Raw genomic sequence first — 20,436 nt, forward strand, 5'->3', positions numbered from 1 at the left:
ATAACCTTTTTCTTTTTTTAAGTTTTTTTTTATTAAGTTATTATGAAATTTTATGTGGTTTTTAAGTTTTTTATATATTAGGGGTATTTTTATGAAATTTTATGTGGTAAATGGAAGTCCTAGAAAGAATAGAAATACTGCCCAACTTCTTACAAAGTCTTTAGAAGGTATTAACGATACAATTAAAGTGGAATTGCCAGATGAAAAGATTAAAGTGAAATTTTTCAATCTTTATAAACTAAAATATACTGGTTGTAGAAGTTGTTTTGCTTGTAAAAGAATTAATGGTAAACACTATGGTCATTGTAATATTAAAGATGATTTAAAACCTATCTTAAAAGGTTTAGAATCTGCCGATGGTGTAGTTCTTGGAAGTCCAATATATCTATCAGATGTAACAGGTCAGATGAGATCCTTTTATGAGAGATTTATCTTTCCATATCTTGTATATGATAGGGAGGCATCATCATTGGCATCTAATATGTTACCTGTAGGATGCATATATACAATGAATCTAACTAAACAACAGTATGATGAATCCGAAGTTCCTATGGTTTTGGATTTATTTGAAAATGGTATTGAAAGGATATATGGAAAACCTTATTCTTTAAAGGTATTTGATACCTATCAATTCAAGGACTATTCCAAATATAAAAACGAGATTTTCAATCCGGAACATAAAATTAAAAGAAGAGAGGAACATTTTCCTATTGATCTACAGAATGCCTATGATCTAGGAAGGTCCCTTGCTTTAGATGCAATGGAAAGAAAATTAAATTGCAATATTTAAAAATTAAACAATACTTATTTTTTTTCTGATTTTTCTATTGTTCTTGCTTATTCCTTTGTAAGTAGTACAACACGACTTATCTCTGAGCCGTCAGTAACCTTACGTCCACAATAGGAACCTATTTTTGATGCAAAATCTTTAACCTCATTATATGTTGGCATATTATCTAGGGTTAGTCTTTCACGGGAAGAGCCTACACACATATATGCTTTAACTTCAACATAGGTCGGATCTGCAATTTCTATAAGTTTAGCATAATCCTCAGGTGAAGTCATATTTCTACCTTTAACCATGGTAATTCGTATGGCTGTATTGTTTGAAAAGCCATTAAGAATATTGAGAGATTTATTTAAATTGTCCCAACCATCATTTATTTGGGGATTGCATAAACTTCTATAGATTTTACTGTTAGGTGCGTCAAGGGAAAGATAGGTTTGAGTAGGTTCGTTTCTAAGGTTTTCCAATTTTTTATAATATTGGCCATTAGATACTAGAAATGTTGAAAAACCTCTATGATTAAACTCACCAATAAGCTCGTCTATTTCAGGATATAGTGTTGGCTCCCCTGCAAGGGATATTGCCGCATTGGTAGGCTGTTTTAATTCCTCAAGTTTCTTTTTATCTGCTTTATCATTACCATAATAACCGCATAATAAAAGATTATGGGCTTTAATCGCCTCATCTATTATGGTTTCAGGGTCATCCCAACTACCGCTCCATTCTGTTTCTGTAAGACTTAGGTCTCTCCAACAAAATGAACATTTCTGTTGACAAAATGGAACTGCAGGTGACATCTGTAGGCATCTGTGGGATTCTATTCCATAGAATTTCTGTTTGTAACAGACACCTCTATTAACGATGCTTTCCCTTGTCCAGTGACATATTTTACATGCAGCATGACCATGTTGACCAACAAAACGGTAACCGCTATGCTCTAATATTTTCTGCTCTTCTTTACTAAGTGACATAATAATCATTAAAAATTTTTAAATATTGAAATTTTTCTATAAATGCAATTATAATATTTTAATTTTTATTAAAACTAATATAATTATATTTATTTTTTAATATAATTAATTTTAATTTGATATTTATTAATCTTTAAAAATATTTATATTTAATTGGATATATTATTATTTGAAAATTAAAAAAATTGAACTTTAATTAACGAGGTATTTCATGGCAAGTATAAAAACTCCTGTAGTTATTTTAAACTTTAAGACATATTTGGAAGCAAGTGGGGAAAAAGCTTTAGATTTAGCTAAATCTTTAGAGAGTGCAGCTGATGAAACTGGTATTACAATGGTTGCTGCTCCTCAAGCATGTGATATTTATAGGATTAAAGAAGAGACAAGTATTCCAGTTTTATCCCAACATATTGATGCTATTGCACCTGGAAGTCATACCGGTTCTACTTTATTTGAAGCTTTAGTGGATAATGGTATTGACGGTTCATTAATTAATCACTCCGAGAAAAGATTGACTTTGGCAGATATTCAATCTGTCAATCAGAAATTACATGATGAGGAATTAATATCATGTATCTGTACAAACAATGTTGAAACCAGTGTGGCTGCTGCTTGTTTTAATCCTGATATTGTAGCTATTGAACCACCACAACTTATAGGTACCGGTGTTTCTGTATCCCAGGCAGAACCTGAAGTTGTTGAAGGTACTGTAACTAAGGTAAAAGAGATCAATCCGGATGTAAAAGTTTTATGTGGTGCAGGCATATCTACTGGTGAGGATATGCGTGCTGCAATAGACTTAGGTGCTGAAGGTGTGCTTCTTGCATCAGGCATTGTAAAAGCTGAAAATCCTAAAAAAGCTTTAGTTGATCTTGTAAGTAAATTATAATCATTAACTATTTTTTATTTTACTTCTTTAACTTCTTTTAAATATTTTCATAATTAAATCCATTGAATGTATTGGTAATTTTTTATGGTTTTTAACTTATTTTTTTAATGTATTCTAATAATTAATTTTAATGATTTTGTGGTATTTTACTTATTTTTTAAGTTTATTCTATTTTAAAAATATTTAAATAGTTTTAAAAATAATATAACTTATAAAAACAATTTTTAAGGATATTATGATTAAATTTAGACAATTAAAAGACTCCGATAATATTTACCAGATTGCTGATTTTATTTATCAAACAGATAGAACATTTGATAAGCTTTTTAATAACCGTAAAAACTCTATAAAAGCAATCGGTATAATGATTAAATCAGATATTGTTAATCCTTATCATAGAAAATTCTTAACAGTTGCATATGATGACGATCATGATGAGGATATTCTGGGTATTGTCTTAGCTTATAGGGGGGAAGATTTTACCTATTCTGATGTTAAATCAGCATTGTTCGAGACAGGATGTTCTAACTTCATTAAGATAAATCTGTTTCCATTATATGATTATCTTTTTGCCTCACATGTAGGTGATAACGATTACTATATTGGAAATCTATTTGTAAATCCTAACTTTAGACATAATAGGCTAGGTTCAAAATTAGTAAACTTTTGTATTGATAAGGCAAAAGACCTAAACTGTGATAGTGTCATGCTTGATGTGGAATATTTCAAGAAGGAACTTCCTAACTTCTATATGAAATTGGGTTTTAAATATGACAGTAAACATTGGATTGATTTTCTAGGATATTCCAATGGCTGTTATGGAATGAAATTAAGTTTGAAATAATTATAGGATGTATCTTTAGATTGTATATTGTAGATTGTGAAAGTTGATCAATCACTTAAAAGATTATTTAAGATTAAATCTAATAATATAAAATAATTACTATTTTCAGGTGTTATGATGGAAAGAGTTGATAATGTTATAGCTATTATTGGAATGGATTTGGATTCTAATACATATGTATTTGATGATGTCATTGTAGATCCAGGTACTGGCCGCAATATAAATTATTTGGCTGATAGTTTAAAAGAAGCAGGTAAATCCTTTGATGATTTTAATAGAATTGTAAATACCCATTGCCACTTTGACCATGTTGGGGGAGACGAATATCTGCAAAAGGAATATGGTCTTGAAGTTTATATGCATGAGGAGGATGCTAAATTTATAGAAAATGAGGATGGTGACACTACTGTATCTACAAGTTTCGGTTCTAGGGTTCCTGATATTAATATAAATAAACTTAAAGAGGGAGACATGATTAATGATTTTAAGGTGTTAAATACTCCTGGACATACTATTGGAGGTATTTGTTTATATGACGGTAAGTCTTTAATTGCAGGGGATACTGTATTTTCCAATGGTAGTTTTGGAAGAAGCGATTATCCAACAGGAAATACTGATGAAATGAAAAAATCATTAGCACGTCTTGCCCAACTGGATGTTAAAAATTTGTTTACAGGTCATGGTCCTTATATTGTTGGTGAAGGAAACAGACATGTAAAATTATCAAGTGACAATGCCAATAAATGGTATTGAATCTATTTTAAATATTCATCTGGAAGATATTTTTTTTTAAAAACATACCTTTAATTAAAAACTTAAAATATTGCTTCCTGATTTTTTTATAATTTTTATTCTGATTTTTACTAAATTTTATTAAACATAAATTACAAAGTATTTCATAATATATTTTAATAGAGTGAGACAATGGCTGGTAAGTTTTATACTATTGATGATTTTGATGTTGAAGGAAAAACAGTGCTTTTAAGAATTGATATTAATTCTCCGGTTGATCCGAATACTGGAGTAATATTGGATGATACAAGGATGAAATTACATGTTAAAACTATCACTGAATTAGCACGTAAAGGTGCTAGGGTGATTCTTTTAGCCCATCAATCACGTCCCGGTAAAAAGGATTTTACAACTTTAAGGCAACATTCAAAAGTATTGACCCGTCTTTTAAATCGTAAAGTTCATTATGTTGATTCTATTTTCTCAACTCCTGCTAAAATTGCAATTAATAATCTTCGTCCAGGTGAAGTTCTACTCCTTGAGAACGTCAGATTTTTTGCAGAAGAATCATTAAAACGTCCAGTTGAACAGCAAGCTCAATCTATTATAGTTAGGGAACTTTCTCCATTAATCGATTTCTTTGTTAATGATGCATTTGCAGCAGCTCATAGAGGTCAGGTCTCTCTTGTAGGATTTACATTAAATACACCTTCTGCAGCAGGCCGTGTAATGGAACATGAATTAAATGTAATTATGAATACTCTGGATAATGTTGAATCCCCATGTGTATTTGCTTTAGGTGGTATGAAAGCTGACGATTCAATTATGGTTGCAGAAAATGTCTGTAAGAATGGCACTGCTGATTATGTTTTAACTAGTGGTTTGGTTGCAAACATCTTTCTTGCAGCGGCAGGATATGATATTGGTCAGGTTAATATGGACTTCATTAAATCCCAGGGATATATTGATCAAATAGATGTATGTAAAAGGTTACTTGAAGAATATCCCGACAATATTATCTATCCTGAGGATGTAGCTATTGAGAAGGATGAGGAAAGGGTAGATGTTCCAGTAGACAATATTCCAAATTATTCCATATTCGATATTGGCAAAAAAACAAGTGCCAGATATTCAAAGATTATCTTAAATGCTAAGACCATATTTGCCAATGGTCCTGCAGGCGTATTCGAGGATCCAAGATTTTCAATAGGTACCGAGGATATTATTAATTCCATCGCCTCATCAAAAGGATACTCTATCATTGGGGGAGGTCATATTGGTGCAGCTACTGTAAGTATGGGTTATGAAAATAAGGTTGACCATGTAAGTAGTGGTGGTGGAGCTTGTATAAATCTTCTTGCAGGCAAGAAATTAGATGCTGTAGAGGCATTAATTGACAATAAGTCTAGACATGTTTATCATTAATTCTTTCAATCCTTCTAGTTAATTATTATATTGATGATTCTGCATCTTTTACTTTTTTTTATTTGTTCTTATTCTGCTCCTGCTTCTTTCTTTTTTGCCTAAAATATAACCAATTAATAAATCCTATTTTTCATTTTAAATAAAAAAATTTAATAATTCTTATTTTTAAATATACTATTAAAATTAAATAGGGGGTGTAATGGAATGAAATTATATAGGAAATCTTTATTAATTTTAATGGTTCTATTAGTGCTATTTTTATGTTTAGGTTCAATTTCTGCTGCTGATTTAAATAATGGTTCAAACTTGAATCATAATTTGAGTACTACAAACAATAATTTAGAAAATCCTCAGATTGTAGGTAATTCTGAAGATGATCAGCCTGTTTACTATATCGAATCAGATGATTCAGACATGGATTATGGTGACGGTACCTATTACAGTGTTGCTGTTAAATGTAATGGTGATCCAGTTTCCTATGAACCAGTTGATTTTTATGTGGATGATAAGTTTTATGGTTCAGATTATACCGATGACGATGGCAATGCAGGGGTATATTTATCTGACTTGGATTTGGGATATCATACAATAAACACTGTTCTTAACAATACTCCGGATACTTATTCTATTAATTCTATTACTGTTTATGATGATTCTAGTTTTAAACTTGTAGGATATAATTTAAAGAAGTATTATGGTGCTCCTAATCGTTTTACTGTTAAATTAACTGCAGACGGAAATCCTGTATCTGGAAGACTTGTGGATGTAACAGTTTCCAAACATACCTATACTATTGAAACTAATGAAAATGGTATCGCTTCTTTAGCTATTAATCTAGGGCCAGGTAAGTATATTGTCACTTCTAAATCTCATGGTAAAACTGTTAGAAACACTATTAATGTATTAAAGATGCCTTCTAAATTTAAAATACTCAGTGGTTATAAGATTAAAAAAGGATCTTACTTTTCAGTTAAATTATTAGATAAAAATAATAGGATTATTAAAGGCAAAAAAGTAGTTTTACGTATTAATGGTAAAAACAATGTTGTAAAAACAGGTTCTAATGGTATTGCAAAATTTAAGATTGATGTTTATCCTAAAACTTATAAGATATCCATTAGTATGGGTCAAAAGGAGTATTCTGCTAAGACGGTAAGTAAATATGTCCGCATACTTCCACCAGACGTATTTGTTACAGGCCGTCCTAAAGATAAAACAACACGGTGTAAAGGTATGGTTGTTTATCATACAGTTAAAGCTCACTACACCTATGTGGGACCATGCTATTATGTTGGCAAGGTAAAAAAATATGGTACTGTTTATAGGAAATATGAAAGTGCATATATATACTGGTTTAAATGTAATAAACCCGATTATCATAATGAATATTTTAGAGAGGATATGTTAGAAGACGGTGGTCTTAACTATATATCTTTTACATATCCAGGTTATACATATGTAAAGGTAGGAGCTAAGGTACCTTCCTGTAATTTTGAAAAGGTAGAACGTAAAATTTTCGGATAATTAAATATTTATTTTTTAAAAGGGAGTATTTAAGATTCAATTCCCTACTTTAATAGTAACTAGAATGGTGTTTGGTTTTTAAATCCCCTTTTATAATATATTTTTTTTAAAATCAGAATTTCTTAAACAATTCTCTTTTTTTTTATTCTTAAATGAAGTTAACTTATTTTGTCAATTATTTCTAGTTAAAGCTACTTTATTGGTTGATGCCCTTATTTATTTGCTAGTCCATCTAATTTCAAATTTTATATATGTAAAGATTCATATAATATAAAGTATATTATTAATGATTATTTATTTATAAAATTAGGGAGGATTAATATGGAAGATATAGACTATTCATTATACTTAGTTACTAATAGTACAGATAAAAGAAATCAAGAATTCCTCAATATTGTTGAAGATAGTTTAAAAGGAGGAGTAAGTGTAGTACAAGTACGTGAAAAGGAACTTGATCTTATACCTTTCTATGAAAAAGCAAAAGCAGTTAAGGAAATAACTGACAAATTTGATGTACCTCTTATAATTAATGATAGATTAAGTATTGCAATTGCTTTAGGTGCAGACGGAGCACATGTAGGGCAAGATGATATTGATGGTGCAGTTGCAAGGGATATACTTGGTCCAGATAGAATTTTAGGTATTTCAGCATCTACTGTTGAGGAAGCCGTAAAGGCAGAGGAAGATGGTGCAGACTATATTGGATGTGGTGCGGTATTTCCAACTTCAACAAAAGACGATGCGGACTCTGTGGATATTGAAGAATTTAAAAAAATTAAAAAAGCTGTAAGTATTCCCGTTGTAGCTATTGGTGGAATCAAGGAAAATAATGTCAAGGAACTTAAAGGTTCTAATGCTGATGGTATTGCTGTGGTATCTGCAATTATGGACTCAGATAATCCTGAGAAAACTAGTGAAAACTTGCTTAATGAATTTAAAAATCTTTAATCTTTCTATTTTTTTCATTAGGTCTTATTCTAGATAGATTGTATTAAAAGACATACCTTATTTTTTATAAGTTATTTTAATCCATTTTTAATAGAATCTCTACAATTTTTTTTATAAGTTATCTTAATTTTTTTTAATGAAACATTTTTTCAACGGCGCTTTATTCTATTGTTTTAGGTAAACTCGATTTTTTCATAATTGTCCTATTAAATAAATTAGGTATTTTATAATAATTTTCAATTAAACTAACTATCTTATAATATTAATTAATTAAGTAAATCTTGACTGTTTTAAGTTAAGTATATAAAAAAGTTAAAAAAATTAAATATTTAAAACGTGTTTTTTAAAAAAAGAGACTTAAATGTGTTTAAAACCGGTTTTTTTTTAAAAGAAAGTTAAATATAGACTTAATCTATATTTAAAAATAAGTATATTATAATTCGAGTTTTTCTAGTTCTGCTCTTTTTAGGATAGTGTCCTTATTGATTTTATATAATTCATCAATGAGTATATTTCTAAAGCTTCCAGATCCAAGATTATTTTCCCTTGAATATTCTGCAGCTATCTCTCCAGATATTCCCATCGCTAATCCTGCAGCTATTGTTGCTATTAATGGATTGTCATTGGAACCTACAAATCCTCCAACAATGGATGATAACATACAGCCGGAACCTGTAATACGTGGCATGAGACTGTCACCATTTTTAATGGTATATGTTTCCCTACCATTGGAGATTATGTCTATTGGACCACTAGCCATTACAGTTGTATTTAATCCTTTTGCTAATTCTTTAACAATTCTAGCATTATTCTCTAGATTGTCCTCGGAAATAATATCACTGTCTGCTACGTCCACACCTTTAGCTTTTGTTAAATCAAGATTGTCTAAAAAACCAAAGTAACTGCACATGGCTTTAATCTCAGACATATTTCCACGTACAACAGTTATTTTATTATCTTTCGCTATTTTGCTTACAATGGTATTTCTATAATTACTTACTCCAAATCCAACCGGATCTAAAACAATGGGAGTATCTGTTTTATTTGCCTCATCTGCTGCAATAAACATTGATCCAGCTTGACTTTGAGTAATGGTTCCAATATTTAATACAAGAGCCTGTTCAATACTAACTATTTCCCTCTGTTCTAATACCTCATCACTCATTAGTGGTGATGCGCCTATTGCAAGCAATGCATTCGCACAGTCATTAACAGTTACCTTATTTGTAATACATTGAGTTAGGGGAACCCTTTCTCTAAGATTATTTAATGCTTTAATTGTTTCATTTAACATTTCTTCACATTTCATATGATTTACCTTTATAATGTTTGTAGATTGAAATACTTATTAAATTGATTTTTAGATTAAAATAATATTTGTTAAGATTAATTTATGGTTTAAATTTCTATCTGAATCAAGTCTTAAATTATAAACATTTATTAAATTGGTTTATAGCCTAAGTTAAAATGTCTTCTAATTATATGGGAATTCAATATACTTTAAATTCAATTAAGATTAATCTAAAATATTATTATCTGTTTTTTTATTATCAATCTTTAAAAATATAATTTTTCAATTGTTATATTTGTTTTTATTACATAAATATTTAAAATCTTTATGGTGATTTATAGGTTTAATTAAAATGATTGAATCAATATTGTTATTTGATTTAATTAAATTAATTATTTTTTAATAAATTAGGCTATTTATAAAATTTTTTTATTGTCTTATTAATTTTATGTGTTTTTCAATTTTCCATTATATTTTCCATTTAAAAACTAAAATTATCGTAACATTTATATGTAAGATTTAACAAAAACCTTTATGTTGATATATTTGATAATGCCTCAGTGGCTCAGTCGGTAGAGCGCCAGACTTGTAATCTGGTGGTCGGGGGTTCAATTCCCCCCTGGGGCTTTAAATATTACTTATCTATAAAACAATTTCTATTTTATTTATTTTGATTAAAAATATGGAATTTTTTTAGTTTTTATTAAACTTTGGTAATTTTTATTTCATGAGTTTTTTAAGATTTTGTTATCTTAAACTTTCATGTTTAAAATTTGAAATTTTTGAAATTTTCACTAAAATTTACTGTAAAAAACGAAAGCTTTATATATTAAGTTAATCTTATATAAGAAAGTAGAAATGTTGCTATATGTAATATTTCAAAGTTTTGTATGGGACCGTAGGGTAGCTTGGTCGATCCTTTGGGCTTTGGGAGCCTGAGACTCCGGTTCAAATCCGGGCGGTCCCACTGTCCCGCCTTAGCTCAATTTGGCAGAGCGTTGGACTGTAGATCCAAATGTTGCTGGTTCAAGTCCGGCAGGCGGGATTTAATACTTTTGACATGTTTTTCATAAAATTTTTATGATTAATAGAAACCTTTATATATTATAAAGACAAAAGTATTTAATGTTGCATATTATAAAATCTTAATATGTTGATTTGTTAGTGATGTGCCTTGGTGGTGTAGGGGCTATCATGTGGGCCTGTCGAGCCCGCGACTCGGGTTCAAATCCCGGCCAAGGCGCTTTCTAAAAAGTCAAGTCTTCTTATAAAAAGATTTAAATAGTATGTAATAGAAAATTAATATTGGAAAATTCCAAAATTTAAGTATCTTAAGGGCTCGTAGCTCAGTCTGGCAGAGCGCTTGGCTTTTAACCAAGCGGCCGCGGGTTCAATTCCCGTCGGGCCCGTTTTCTTGTTTTTATATTAAATTTTATCTTTTTTTCAATAGTGTTTTTTATCAATTTTTTTCAAGCTGGAGGAAATTAATTTGAAATTGGATATCCAAAAACATAATTTAGTTCCGAAACATGAAATTTTGAACAATGAAGAAAAAGCTGAATTTTTAGATAATTTAGAATATGATGAAGAAAATCTTCCTAAAATTCTTCTAAAAGACCCTGTTTGTAAAGATATTGGTGCAGAAGAAGGAGATATTCTTAGAATTACTCGTGATAGTCCTACTGCTGGAGTTTTTGTAACCTACAGATTAGTTGTAGATAGGAATATTGAGTAAATTCTTATATTGATAAAAACTGGTAGTATATTTAGTATTAGATTAAAAGATAAAACTTATTTATAATATTTTTTTACTTTTTTAATTTTATTAAATTATAAGTAAGTTATTTTTACTTAAATTATAATTGATATTGATTATTAACTGACAATATTAGATGTTTTATAAAGTTAAATTCCTGATTTTATAAAATATCTAATATTTTATCATTTAATCCTTAGATTCTTTATAATTAAGTCTAATGCTTTTGATTATATATTAGATCAATATAAATCTTTATTGTTCATATTATGTTTCAGTAAAGGTAAATTAGAATTGTTAGTGTTTACGTGGTGTATGTTACTTCTTTTTATAGTAATACTAGGAATCTAGAACACTATTTTTATTATAAATTATAATCTATACTAAATAAATGATTAATAAAATTTAATCAGGTTACTATTTTTTTATCTAAAACTTCTTAGAGTAGTTGTTTAATTTGGAATTAAATTTGTAAATTAAAAAATTAATTAAAATTTTAAAAAATCATAGGATTTTATTATTAAAATTGTTTGTTCCATTGGAATTTAAAAAATATTGGAGGAAGTCCATGACAAAAGAGACATGGGAATTAGTTGATGCATTTTTTGATGAATATAATCTTGTAGATCATCATATTAAATCATACAATGATTTTGTAAATAATCGTATTCAAAAAATCATAGATATTACTGATCCTATTAGTTTAGAAAACGGTAAATATACTGTACGTACAGGTAAATTGCATATTGAACCACCATTTACTAAAGAGGCAGACGGTTCTAAAAGTTCAATCTATCCAACAGAAGCTAGACTTAGGAATTTAAACTATTCTGCACATATGTATTTAGAAATGGCTTTGGATATTGAAGGTGAACCTGAGGCTGATTTTGAAGATGTATATATTGGTGAATTGCCAGTTATGCTTAAATCAAATATCTGCCACTTACATGGTTTAACTGATGAGGAATTAATCGAAAAAGGTGAAGATCCTCAAGACCCAGGCGGTTACTTCATTGTAAACGGTTCTGAAAGAGCTGTTGTTACAATGGAAGAAATCGCTCCAAACAAAATTATCTTAGAACGTATTGGGGAAGTTGAAGATAGACGTGCTAAAGCTATTGTAACTTCTATTAAAAGTGGTTTCAGAGCAAGAATCTCTTTAGAATATAAGAAACCTCGTAAAAGTGGTGTTTTCTTAAGAATATCCTTCCCATATGTTCCTGGTGAAATTCCACTTGTAATTCTTTTACGTGCTTTAGGTCTTTCTACAGATCAAGAAATTATTACTGCAATATCCGATGATTTCAACTTCCAAATGATGATTGCAGATGATATTCAAGTATCTGAAGATTCATTAAAATTAGATCCTAAAGAAATGGAAAATATGTCCAAAGAGGAAAGAGATGAATACTTACGTTTATCTGCAGTTAAATATATCGGTAACCGTGTTGCTAAAGGTATGACTGAAGAATACCGTGTTAAACGTGCAGAAGATGTAATCGATAGGTATTTATTACCTCATATGGGTATTGAACCTGAGAAACGTCATAATAAAGCAATCTATTTAGCTGAAATGACTGAAATGTTACTCCAGGTTATAGATCAACAACGTGAACCTCACGATAAGGATCATTATACCAATAAAAGACTTAGGGTATCTGGAGATTTAATGGAAGATTTATTCAGGGTAGCATATACTTCCCTTACAAGAGATATGAGTTATCAATTGGAAAGAAGTATCTCTCGTGGTAAAGATTTATCTATTAAACAAGCAGTAAGATCCGATGTTTTAACTGAAAACATTAAACATGCTATTGCAACAGGTAACTGGGTTGGAGGTAGAGCTGGTGTAAGCCAACTTTTAGATAGGACTAGTTATATGGGTACACTCTCTCACTTAAGACGTGTTGTATCTCCTTTAACAAGAAGTCAACCTCACTTTGAAGCAAGAGATTTACACCCAACTCAATTTGGTAAAATCTGTCCTAACGAAACTCCTGAGGGACCTAACTGTGGATTAGTAAAGAACTTAGCACTATTATGTAAGATTTCCGAAGGTTCAGATACACAGGACATTATTGATGTTATTAAAAGTATGGGTGTTCTTGATGGAAACAACGCTAAAATTTACATCAATGGTGAACTTTTAGGTAACTGTGATGAGCCGGTAGCATTTACAGAGGAAATGAGGGAAAAGAGAAGAGCTGGAGAAATATCATCAGAAATGAATATTACCTATTATGATGATACTAATGAAATCTATATCTTCAATGATCCAGGTAGAGCAAGAAGACCATTAATCATTGTCAAGGATGGTGTTCCATTACTTACTAAAGAACATCTTGATCAAGTTGCTTCTAAGGAACTTAAATGGAATGACTTAATTGATATGGGTCTTATTGAATATTTAGATGCTGAAGAGGAAGAAAACGCATACATTGCAATGTCAGTTAAAGATTTAAATCCAGATCATACTCATCTAGAAATCGACCCTGCTACCATGCTTGGTATTTGTGCAGGTATTATTCCATTTTCAGACCATAACTCCTCTCCAAGGAACACTATGGAATCCGGTATGACAAAGCAAGCATTAGGTTTATATGTATCTAACTATGCATTACGTACAGATACTAGGGCACACTTATTACATCACCCTCAAAAACCTATTGTAAAAACACGTATCATTGATTCAACTGAATATGATAAGAGACCATCTGGTCAAAACTTTGTTGTAGCATTAATGAGTTACGAAGGATATAATATGGAAGATGCTATGATTTTAAATAAATCTTCTATTGAAAGAGGTTTAGGTAGAAGTTCTTTCTTCAGATCATATGATACCTCTGAAAAACGTTATCCTGGTGGACAAGAGGATAAATTTGAGATTCCTGATAAATCCGTTAAAGGATACAGATCAGATGCTGCATACAGACACCTAGATGAAGACGGTGTTGTAAATCCTGAAAGTTATGTAGAATCTGGAGATGTTCTTATTGGAAAAACATCACCTCCTAGATTCCTTGAAGAAATCGATGAATTTGGTACTGTTTCCGAGAAACGTAGAGAAACTTCTGTAACTGTACGTCATGGTGAGAAGGGTATTGTTGATGCAGTTCTCTTAACTGAAACTGTTGAAGGTAGTCGTCTTGCAAAAATACGTGTTAGAGATACTAGACAACCTGAATTTGGTGATAAATTCGCATCAAGACACGGTCAAAAAGGTGTAGTAGGTCTTATATTATCTCAAGAAGATGTGCCATTTACCGAAGACGGAATTGTACCGGATGTTATTGTAAATCCTCACGCTATCCCTTCAAGGATGTCTGTAGGACAAGTACTTGAAATGGTAGCTGGTAAAGCTGGTTGTCTTGAAGGTAAAAGGATAGATGGAACTCCATTTAATCCTGAAATAGAAAAACACATCAAACAAACCTTGATTGATTATGGTTTTGAATCTGCAGGATGTGAATCTTTATACAGTGGAGTAACTGGTGAAAGAATAGAGGCTGAAATCTTCGTTGGAGTAGCATTCTATCAGAAATTGCACCACATGACTTCTGATAAAGTTTATGCTCGTTCTAGAGGTCCTGTACAAGTACTTACACGTCAACCTACTGAAGGTAGAGCACGTGAAGGTGGATTAAGGTTTGGAGAAATGGAAAGAGATTGTCTTATTGCTCATGGTGCAGCTCTTGCACTTAAAGAAAGATTACTTGATGAATCAGATAAATACGAAGCTATTGTCTGTGGAGAATGTGGTATGCTTGCAGTATATGATAAAAGTAGAAATAAAACCTATTGTCCTATCTGTGGTGAATCAGAATCATACTCAATTGAAATCTCTTATGCATTTAAATTATTACTTGACGAACTTAAGAGTTTATGTATCTTCCCTAAATTAGTCCTAGGAGACAAAGTTTAGAGAGTTGGACTGTTGAATTAAATATTATTAAGGAGCCAATAATTTGAGAGATAAAGGAATTATTAAAAAGATTCAAGAAATTAACTTCGGACTCATGTCTCCAGATCAAATCAGGAAAATGTCTGTAGTTAAGATTGAAACTCCAGATACCTATGATGAGGATGGTTATCCTATTGAAAATGGTTTAATGGATCCTCATTTAGGTGTTATAGATCCAAGTTTAAAATGCCGTACTTGTGGATTTAGAGGTGGAGAATGTCAAGGTCACTTTGGAAGTATCGATTTAGCTAGACCTGTAATTCATGTTGGTTTTGGTGATGTTATTCACAAAATCTTACGTTCAACTTGTAATGAATGTGGCCGTATCCTTTTAGATGAAGTTGAAATAGAAGAATTCAGACAAAAAATAGATTTCTGTAAGGAACATGAAGAAAACTTAAATGACATCATTAAAGAAGTTTATAAAGCTGCTAAAAAAGATACATGTCCTCACTGTGGTGCTGAACAAGAAGATATTAAAATCGATAAACCTACCACCATTACCCAGGGAGATTATAAATTAACAGCAAGTGAAGTTAGGGAAAGACTTGAAAAAATCACCGATGATGATGCATATGTCTTAGGTGTAAATCCTGAAGTTGCACGTCCTGAATGGATGGTACTTACAGTTCTTCCTGTTCCTCCAGTAACAGTAAGACCATCAATTACCTTAGATACCGGTGAAAGATCAGAGGATGATTTAACTCACAAACTTGTTGATATTTTAAGAATCAATCAAAGATTAATTGAAAACATGGAAGCAGGAGCTCCTCAACTTATTGTTGAAGATTTATGGGAGCTTTTACAATACCATGTAACAACTTACTTCGATAATGAAGCAAGTGGTGTACCACCTGCAAGACACAGATCTGGAAGACCTTTAAAAACATTAGCTCAAAGGTTAAAAGGTAAGGAAGGAAGGTTCAGAAGTAACCTATCTGGTAAAAGGGTTAACTTCTCAGCACGTACTGTAATTTCTCCAGATCCAAACATCTCTATTAACGAAGTCGGTGTACCTGAAATGATTGCAAAAGAGGTAACCGTACCAACTTATGTTAATGAGTGGAATATTGATGAAATGAGGGAATATATTAAAAATGGTCCTAATGTTCATCCTGGTGCAAATTATGTTGTAAGATTAGATGGTAGAAAAATCAGGATCTATGATGAAACTAAAGATAAAATCTTAGAACAATTAGAACCTGGTTTCATTGTAGAAAGACATCTTCATGATGGAGATATGGTTTTATTTAACCGTCAGCCTTCACTTCACAGAATGTCTATGATGGCACATGAAGTTAAGGTTCTACCTTATAAAACATTCAGGTTAAACTTATGTGTATGTCCTCCATATAACGCAGATTTCGATGGAGACGAAATGAACATGCACATCTTCCAAACTGATGAAGCAAGAGCTGAAGCTAAATCCCTTATGAGGGTACAGGAACATATCCTATCACCTAGGTTTGGTGGACCTATTATTGGTGCTATTCACGATCACATTTCCGGAGGATATCTACTTACTAGAACTGGTTCTGAATTTACTGAGGAACAGGCTTTCCAAGTTATTAGAAAATCACATCTTAAAATGCCAAAACGTAAACATGAAAATTGGACTGGTAAAGAGTTATTCAGTTTACTTTTACCTGATGATTTAAACATGACTTATAAGGCTGAGATTTGTCAAAAATGTGATGTATGTCTTAAAGAAAAATGTGAAAACGACGCATATGTTGTAATTAAAAATGGTCAACTACTTTATGGTGCTATTGATGAGAAAGCATATGGTTCAGCATCTGGTCAAATTTTAGATACTATTACTAAAGAATATGGTCCTGCAGCTGCTAAGGAATTCCTTGACCGTTCTACTGATATGGCTATCTGTGGAATTATGAAAACTGGTATTACTACAAGTACTAATGATGAAGAAATTCCAGAGGAAGCTCAGGAACGTATTAAAGAACACTTACAAAAAGCAGAAGAAAAGGTAGATTTATTAGTTAAAACATATGAAAATGATGAACTTGAAGCATTACCAGGTAGAAGCCTTGAAGAAACTTTAGAGATGAGAATCATGCAAGTTTTAGGTGAAGCAAGGGATAAATCTGGAGAAATTGCTGAAAGTTACTTTGATATGTCAAACCATTCTGTAGTTATGGCAAGAACTGGTGCAAGGGCATCTATGTTAAACTTAACTCAGATTACCGCTTGTGTAGGACAGCAATCCGTTCGTGGTGGACGTATTCACAGAGGTTACTCTGAAAGAACATTACCTCACTTCAGGAAAAACGAATTAGGTGCTAAGGCAAAAGGATTTGTACATTCATCATATAAAGATGGACTTGATCCTATTGAATTCTATTTCCACGCTATGGGTGGAAGAGAAGGTTTAGTAGATACTGCTATTCGTACTGCTCAATCTGGTTATATGCAAAGAAGACTTGTAAACGCTCTTGAAGATTTAAAAGCTAGTTCCAATGGTCGTGTAACCGATAACAGAGGTATGGTTGTTCAAACACTATTTGGTGAAGATGGTGTAGATCCTGCTAAAAGTGATCATGGTCATGTAGCAAACCTTGATAAACTTATTGATGAAATGAGGGTTAAGAAATAGAGGGGATTATAATGGCTAGTGAATTAACTAAAGATGAAGTTTTAGAAAAGGTAAATGAAGTAGTTGATAGTAAAAATTATAATTTCCCACCTAAATATAGGGAAGATATAACTGATGCATACATTAGAAGGGATCTTACCGATAAGGAGTTAGATACTTTAGTTGATAAAGTAGAAGAGGCTTATGAAAGATCCTTTATTCAGGCAGGTGAGGCTGTAGGTACTGTAGCTGCTCAATCTGTAGGTGAACCGGGTACTCAGATGACTATGCGTACTTTCCACTATGCGGGGGTAGCAGAATTAAACGTAACCTTAGGTTTACCTAGGCTTATTGAAATTGTAGATGCTCGTAAAAAGATTTCAACACCTACAATGGATATTTATTTGTCCTCTGAAGAAAATCCTGAAAATGGTTTAGCACTTAATCAAGATGAGGAATTTGTACGTAAACTTGCAAACTACATTGGTAAAAGTACCATAAATGATGTACTTGAGGATTTCAATGTAAACTATGCTGAAATGAAAGTGGATGCTATTTTAAACAAGGACAAAATTGCAGATAAAAGACTTGATTATGATGATGTAATTTCAACCATTGAAAAATCATTTAAAAAGGTTAAAGTTGATGATAATAAATTTACTTTTGAACCATCTAAGACTTCCATTAGGGAATTACGTCTTTTAGCAGATAAGGTTAGAGATACTCAAATCAGTGGTTTAAAAGGTATTGGAAAAGTTATTATCAGAAAAGAAGATGAATGGATTATACATACTGAAGGTTCAAATCTTAAAGATATTCTTAAAATCGATGGAATTGACAATGTTAGAACAACTACAAACGATATCCATGAGATTTATGTTGTTTTAGGTATTGAAGCTGCACGTAATGCTATTATTCATGAAGCTTATAGAACCTTATCTGAACAAGGTCTTTCTGTTGATATTAGACATATTATGCTTGTAGCTGATATGATGACCTCTGAAGGTGTTGTAAAATCTATTGGTCGTCATGGTATTGGTGGAGAAAAATCTTCTGTCCTTGCTCGTGCGGCATTTGAGGAAACTGGTAAACACTTACTTAGGGCAAGTATTCATGGGGAAACCGATAAACTTACTGGTGTTATTGAAAACATTATTGTCGGTCAACCTATACCATTAGGTACCGGATCTGTAGATGTCATAATGGATAAGGATCAAACAGAAGAAACTACTAAATCCAATAGGGCTAAAGCTAAAAAAACCCTTAAGGCTATCAAAAAAGAAAGAGCTAAAAGTATGTATTAATTGAAGAGTGTATTTTATATTCTTTAATTATTATTTTTTTATTTTAAGAAAATTTTATTAATGAGATATTTTAAAAATAGTATCATTATTTTTTATTTGTTTCAGATGTAAAACTCATTATTTGTTTAATGGTTTTGCTTAAACTTTTTAGTTTAATTTGTAATTATATTTGTAATATAAAATTTATACTTGAGTTAAAATCTTAATTGGTTTTAAGGTAATCCAGTTTAAAAATTCAAACTATTCAAAATAGTATGGAATTGGGTATTACATATGTATTATTTTGGAACTTTTGTTCCATTTTTCAGTGTTTAGTTAAACTTTATATATAAAGACTCTAAAACTAGACTCTGTTACATAGCAGAATATGTATTTTGAAATTCTGTTTAATTATGTTATAAAAATTTTTAAAGGAGGCAGATGATGGACGTAGATAGAGCAATCAGAGTAGCAGTAGATACAGGTGATGTAATCTTAGGCTCTGAAAAATCAATTCAATCTTTAAAATTAGGAAAAGGTCAACTTGTTATTGTTGCAGAAAACAGTCCTAAAGAAATTCTTGAAGATGTAGAATATTATTCTAACCTTTCTAATGTTCCTTACTATGTTTATGAAGGTACCAGTGTAACTCTTGGTTCAGTATGTGGTAAACCTTTCACAGTAGCTACATTAGTTATTAACGATCCAGGAGATTCTACTATACTAGAAGTAATGGGGTAGATTTTAGTGTCTATTAAATTTAATTCTAATGAAATTAGATATATTGCATTATTTGAAAGTATGACTGGTGCTATGGTTAAAGATTGTCTTGTAGATGAAGACCATAGTAAAGTTACTTATGTTGTTAAAAACGGAGATATGGGTTTAGCAATTGGTAAAGGTGGAAGCACAGTTAATAAGGTAAAAAGAGCTGTTGATAAAGGTGTTGAAATTGTCGAACACTCAGATGATCCTACAGTTTTCATTAAAAATCTTTTAGCTCCTGCTCAACTTAAATCAATTAAAGTTCTTAAAAAAGAATCTGGAGAAACTATTGCTACAGTTACCGCAGATAATACCAACAAACGTATTGCTATCGGTAAAGATGGAGTCAATATTGAAAGAGCTAAACTTTTAGCAAATAGACAACATAATATTAGTAATATTATCTTAAAATAATTAGTTAGTTTATCATATTAATTATTTTTTACATTTAATATTATTTTTTATTAATATTCTAATCTTTAATTTTTAAAAAAAGAGAGGATTCTCTTTTTTTCATTTTTTTCTATAAACATGTTAGTTATTTTTTTTGCTTATCTGTTTTTATTATTATGAACTGTTTTATTGGTTTTTAATTGTTTATTGTTATTTTTTTGATTATTCTTTATCTTGATTAAAGAATTTAGACTTTATTTTTCATTTATTAACA

General features: G+C 30.9%; 15 protein-coding genes and 5 tRNA genes. 18 read left to right on the forward strand and 2 right to left on the reverse strand.

What is annotated here, in order from left to right:
• The first annotated feature begins 91 nt into the window (after positions 1-91).
• Entirely contained in the window at positions 92-790 is a 699-nt protein-coding gene (locus tag ABM4_RS01640; RefSeq protein ID WP_016357948.1) for a flavodoxin family protein, read from the forward strand.
• A 47-nt stretch (positions 791-837) separates the two neighbouring features.
• On the opposite strand, the gene twy1 is transcribed toward ABM4_RS01640, so the two are convergent.
• A complete protein-coding gene (gene twy1 / locus ABM4_RS01645) occupies positions 838-1,758 on the reverse strand; it encodes a 4-demethylwyosine synthase TYW1 (protein ID WP_016357949.1) in 921 nt (306 codons plus the stop codon).
• A 220-nt stretch (positions 1,759-1,978) separates the two neighbouring features.
• On the opposite strand from twy1, the gene tpiA reads away from it, so the two are divergent.
• The 6 genes from tpiA (at position 1,979) to thiE (ending at position 8,120) form a co-directional block, all read left to right on the forward strand.
• On the forward strand, positions 1,979-2,647 hold the full coding sequence (gene tpiA, locus ABM4_RS01650; RefSeq protein WP_040682456.1) for a triose-phosphate isomerase: 669 nt from the start codon (positions 1,979-1,981) through the stop codon (positions 2,645-2,647).
• Positions 2,648-2,882: 235 nt separating this feature from the next.
• Positions 2,883-3,491, forward strand: coding sequence for an N-acetyltransferase (locus tag ABM4_RS01655; protein WP_016357951.1), 609 nt, complete (start codon positions 2,883-2,885; stop codon positions 3,489-3,491).
• A 117-nt stretch (positions 3,492-3,608) separates the two neighbouring features.
• Positions 3,609-4,244 carry an MBL fold metallo-hydrolase gene (locus ABM4_RS01660; RefSeq protein WP_016357952.1) on the forward strand — a complete coding sequence of 212 codons (636 nt, stop codon included), beginning with the start codon at positions 3,609-3,611 and terminating at the stop codon, positions 4,242-4,244.
• Between the two features lie 171 nt (positions 4,245-4,415).
• Positions 4,416-5,648 carry a phosphoglycerate kinase gene (locus ABM4_RS01665; RefSeq protein ID WP_016357953.1) on the forward strand — a complete coding sequence of 411 codons (1,233 nt, stop codon included), beginning with the start codon at positions 4,416-4,418 and terminating at the stop codon, positions 5,646-5,648.
• 204 nt (positions 5,649-5,852) lie between these two features.
• Complete coding sequence (locus tag ABM4_RS01670; RefSeq protein WP_016357954.1) at positions 5,853-7,172, forward strand: Ig-like domain-containing protein; 1,320 nt, start codon at positions 5,853-5,855, stop codon at positions 7,170-7,172.
• Positions 7,173-7,493: 321 nt separating this feature from the next.
• Positions 7,494-8,120 (forward strand): thiamine phosphate synthase, encoded by a 627-nt coding sequence (gene thiE / locus ABM4_RS01675; protein WP_016357955.1) that lies wholly within the window; start codon positions 7,494-7,496, stop codon positions 8,118-8,120.
• Between the two features lie 433 nt (positions 8,121-8,553).
• On the opposite strand, the gene thiM is transcribed toward thiE, so the two are convergent.
• Complete coding sequence (thiM, locus tag ABM4_RS01680; RefSeq protein ID WP_016357956.1) at positions 8,554-9,429, reverse strand: hydroxyethylthiazole kinase; 876 nt, start codon at positions 9,427-9,429, stop codon at positions 8,554-8,556.
• A 536-nt stretch (positions 9,430-9,965) separates the two neighbouring features.
• Between thiM and ABM4_RS01685 the strand changes: the two genes are divergently transcribed.
• From ABM4_RS01685 to ABM4_RS01735, 11 genes are all read left to right on the forward strand, one after another.
• Positions 9,966-10,038: transfer RNA gene (locus ABM4_RS01685), tRNA-Thr, on the forward strand.
• A 265-nt stretch (positions 10,039-10,303) separates the two neighbouring features.
• Positions 10,304-10,378: transfer RNA gene (locus tag ABM4_RS01690), tRNA-Pro, on the forward strand.
• Positions 10,379-10,382: 4 nt separating this feature from the next.
• Positions 10,383-10,456, forward strand: a tRNA-Tyr gene (locus ABM4_RS01695).
• Positions 10,457-10,582: 126 nt separating this feature from the next.
• Positions 10,583-10,654 (forward strand) — tRNA-Asp (locus ABM4_RS01700).
• Positions 10,655-10,746: 92 nt separating this feature from the next.
• Positions 10,747-10,820 (forward strand) — tRNA-Lys (locus tag ABM4_RS01705).
• A gap of 80 nt (positions 10,821-10,900) precedes the next feature.
• Entirely contained in the window at positions 10,901-11,146 is a 246-nt protein-coding gene (locus ABM4_RS01710) for a DNA-directed RNA polymerase subunit H (RefSeq protein ID WP_016357957.1), read from the forward strand.
• A 589-nt stretch (positions 11,147-11,735) separates the two neighbouring features.
• Positions 11,736-15,089, forward strand: a complete 3,354-nt coding sequence (locus ABM4_RS01715; protein ID WP_016357958.1) for a DNA-directed RNA polymerase subunit B — start codon at positions 11,736-11,738, stop codon at positions 15,087-15,089.
• Between the two features lie 94 nt (positions 15,090-15,183).
• Complete coding sequence (locus ABM4_RS01720; protein WP_048200980.1) at positions 15,184-17,742, forward strand: DNA-directed RNA polymerase subunit A'; 2,559 nt, start codon at positions 15,184-15,186, stop codon at positions 17,740-17,742.
• Between the two features lie 11 nt (positions 17,743-17,753).
• The gene (gene rpoA2, locus ABM4_RS01725) at positions 17,754-19,025 is read left to right on the forward strand and encodes a DNA-directed RNA polymerase subunit A'' (RefSeq protein WP_016357960.1); all 1,272 of its coding nucleotides are present in this window, start codon (positions 17,754-17,756) and stop codon (positions 19,023-19,025) included.
• A 420-nt stretch (positions 19,026-19,445) separates the two neighbouring features.
• Positions 19,446-19,745: a 50S ribosomal protein L30e gene (locus ABM4_RS01730; RefSeq protein WP_016357961.1), complete on the forward strand. Its 300-nt coding sequence runs from the start codon at positions 19,446-19,448 to the stop codon at positions 19,743-19,745.
• Positions 19,746-19,751: 6 nt separating this feature from the next.
• Positions 19,752-20,183 carry a NusA-like transcription termination signal-binding factor gene (locus tag ABM4_RS01735; protein WP_016357962.1) on the forward strand — a complete coding sequence of 144 codons (432 nt, stop codon included), beginning with the start codon at positions 19,752-19,754 and terminating at the stop codon, positions 20,181-20,183.
• The last annotated feature ends 253 nt before the right edge of the window (positions 20,184-20,436 follow it).

Source organism: Methanobrevibacter sp. AbM4 (assembly GCF_000404165.1).
GTDB classification, from domain to species: Archaea; Methanobacteriota; Methanobacteria; order Methanobacteriales; family Methanobacteriaceae; genus Methanarmilla; species Methanarmilla boviskoreani.

Excerpts from the sequence above, each read along its gene's own strand:
- thiM (WP_016357956.1), bottom strand. The coding sequence starts at position 9,429 with ATGAAATGTGAAGAAATGTTAAATGAAACAATTAAAGCATTAAATAAT.
- ABM4_RS01665 (WP_016357953.1), top strand. The coding sequence starts at position 4,416 with ATGGCTGGTAAGTTTTATACTATTGATGATTTTGATGTTGAAGGAAAA.
- ABM4_RS01660 (WP_016357952.1), top strand. The coding sequence starts at position 3,609 with ATGGAAAGAGTTGATAATGTTATAGCTATTATTGGAATGGATTTGGAT.
- thiE (WP_016357955.1), top strand. The coding sequence starts at position 7,494 with ATGGAAGATATAGACTATTCATTATACTTAGTTACTAATAGTACAGAT.
- twy1 (WP_016357949.1), bottom strand. The coding sequence starts at position 1,758 with ATGTCACTTAGTAAAGAAGAGCAGAAAATATTAGAGCATAGCGGTTAC.
- ABM4_RS01730 (WP_016357961.1), top strand. The coding sequence starts at position 19,446 with ATGATGGACGTAGATAGAGCAATCAGAGTAGCAGTAGATACAGGTGAT.
- ABM4_RS01640 (WP_016357948.1), top strand. The coding sequence starts at position 92 with ATGAAATTTTATGTGGTAAATGGAAGTCCTAGAAAGAATAGAAATACT.
- ABM4_RS01670 (WP_016357954.1), top strand. The coding sequence starts at position 5,853 with ATGAAATTATATAGGAAATCTTTATTAATTTTAATGGTTCTATTAGTG.
- ABM4_RS01715 (WP_016357958.1), top strand. The coding sequence starts at position 11,736 with ATGACAAAAGAGACATGGGAATTAGTTGATGCATTTTTTGATGAATAT.
- ABM4_RS01655 (WP_016357951.1), top strand. The coding sequence starts at position 2,883 with ATGATTAAATTTAGACAATTAAAAGACTCCGATAATATTTACCAGATT.
- rpoA2 (WP_016357960.1), top strand. The coding sequence starts at position 17,754 with ATGGCTAGTGAATTAACTAAAGATGAAGTTTTAGAAAAGGTAAATGAA.
- ABM4_RS01720 (WP_048200980.1), top strand. The coding sequence starts at position 15,184 with ATGTCTCCAGATCAAATCAGGAAAATGTCTGTAGTTAAGATTGAAACT.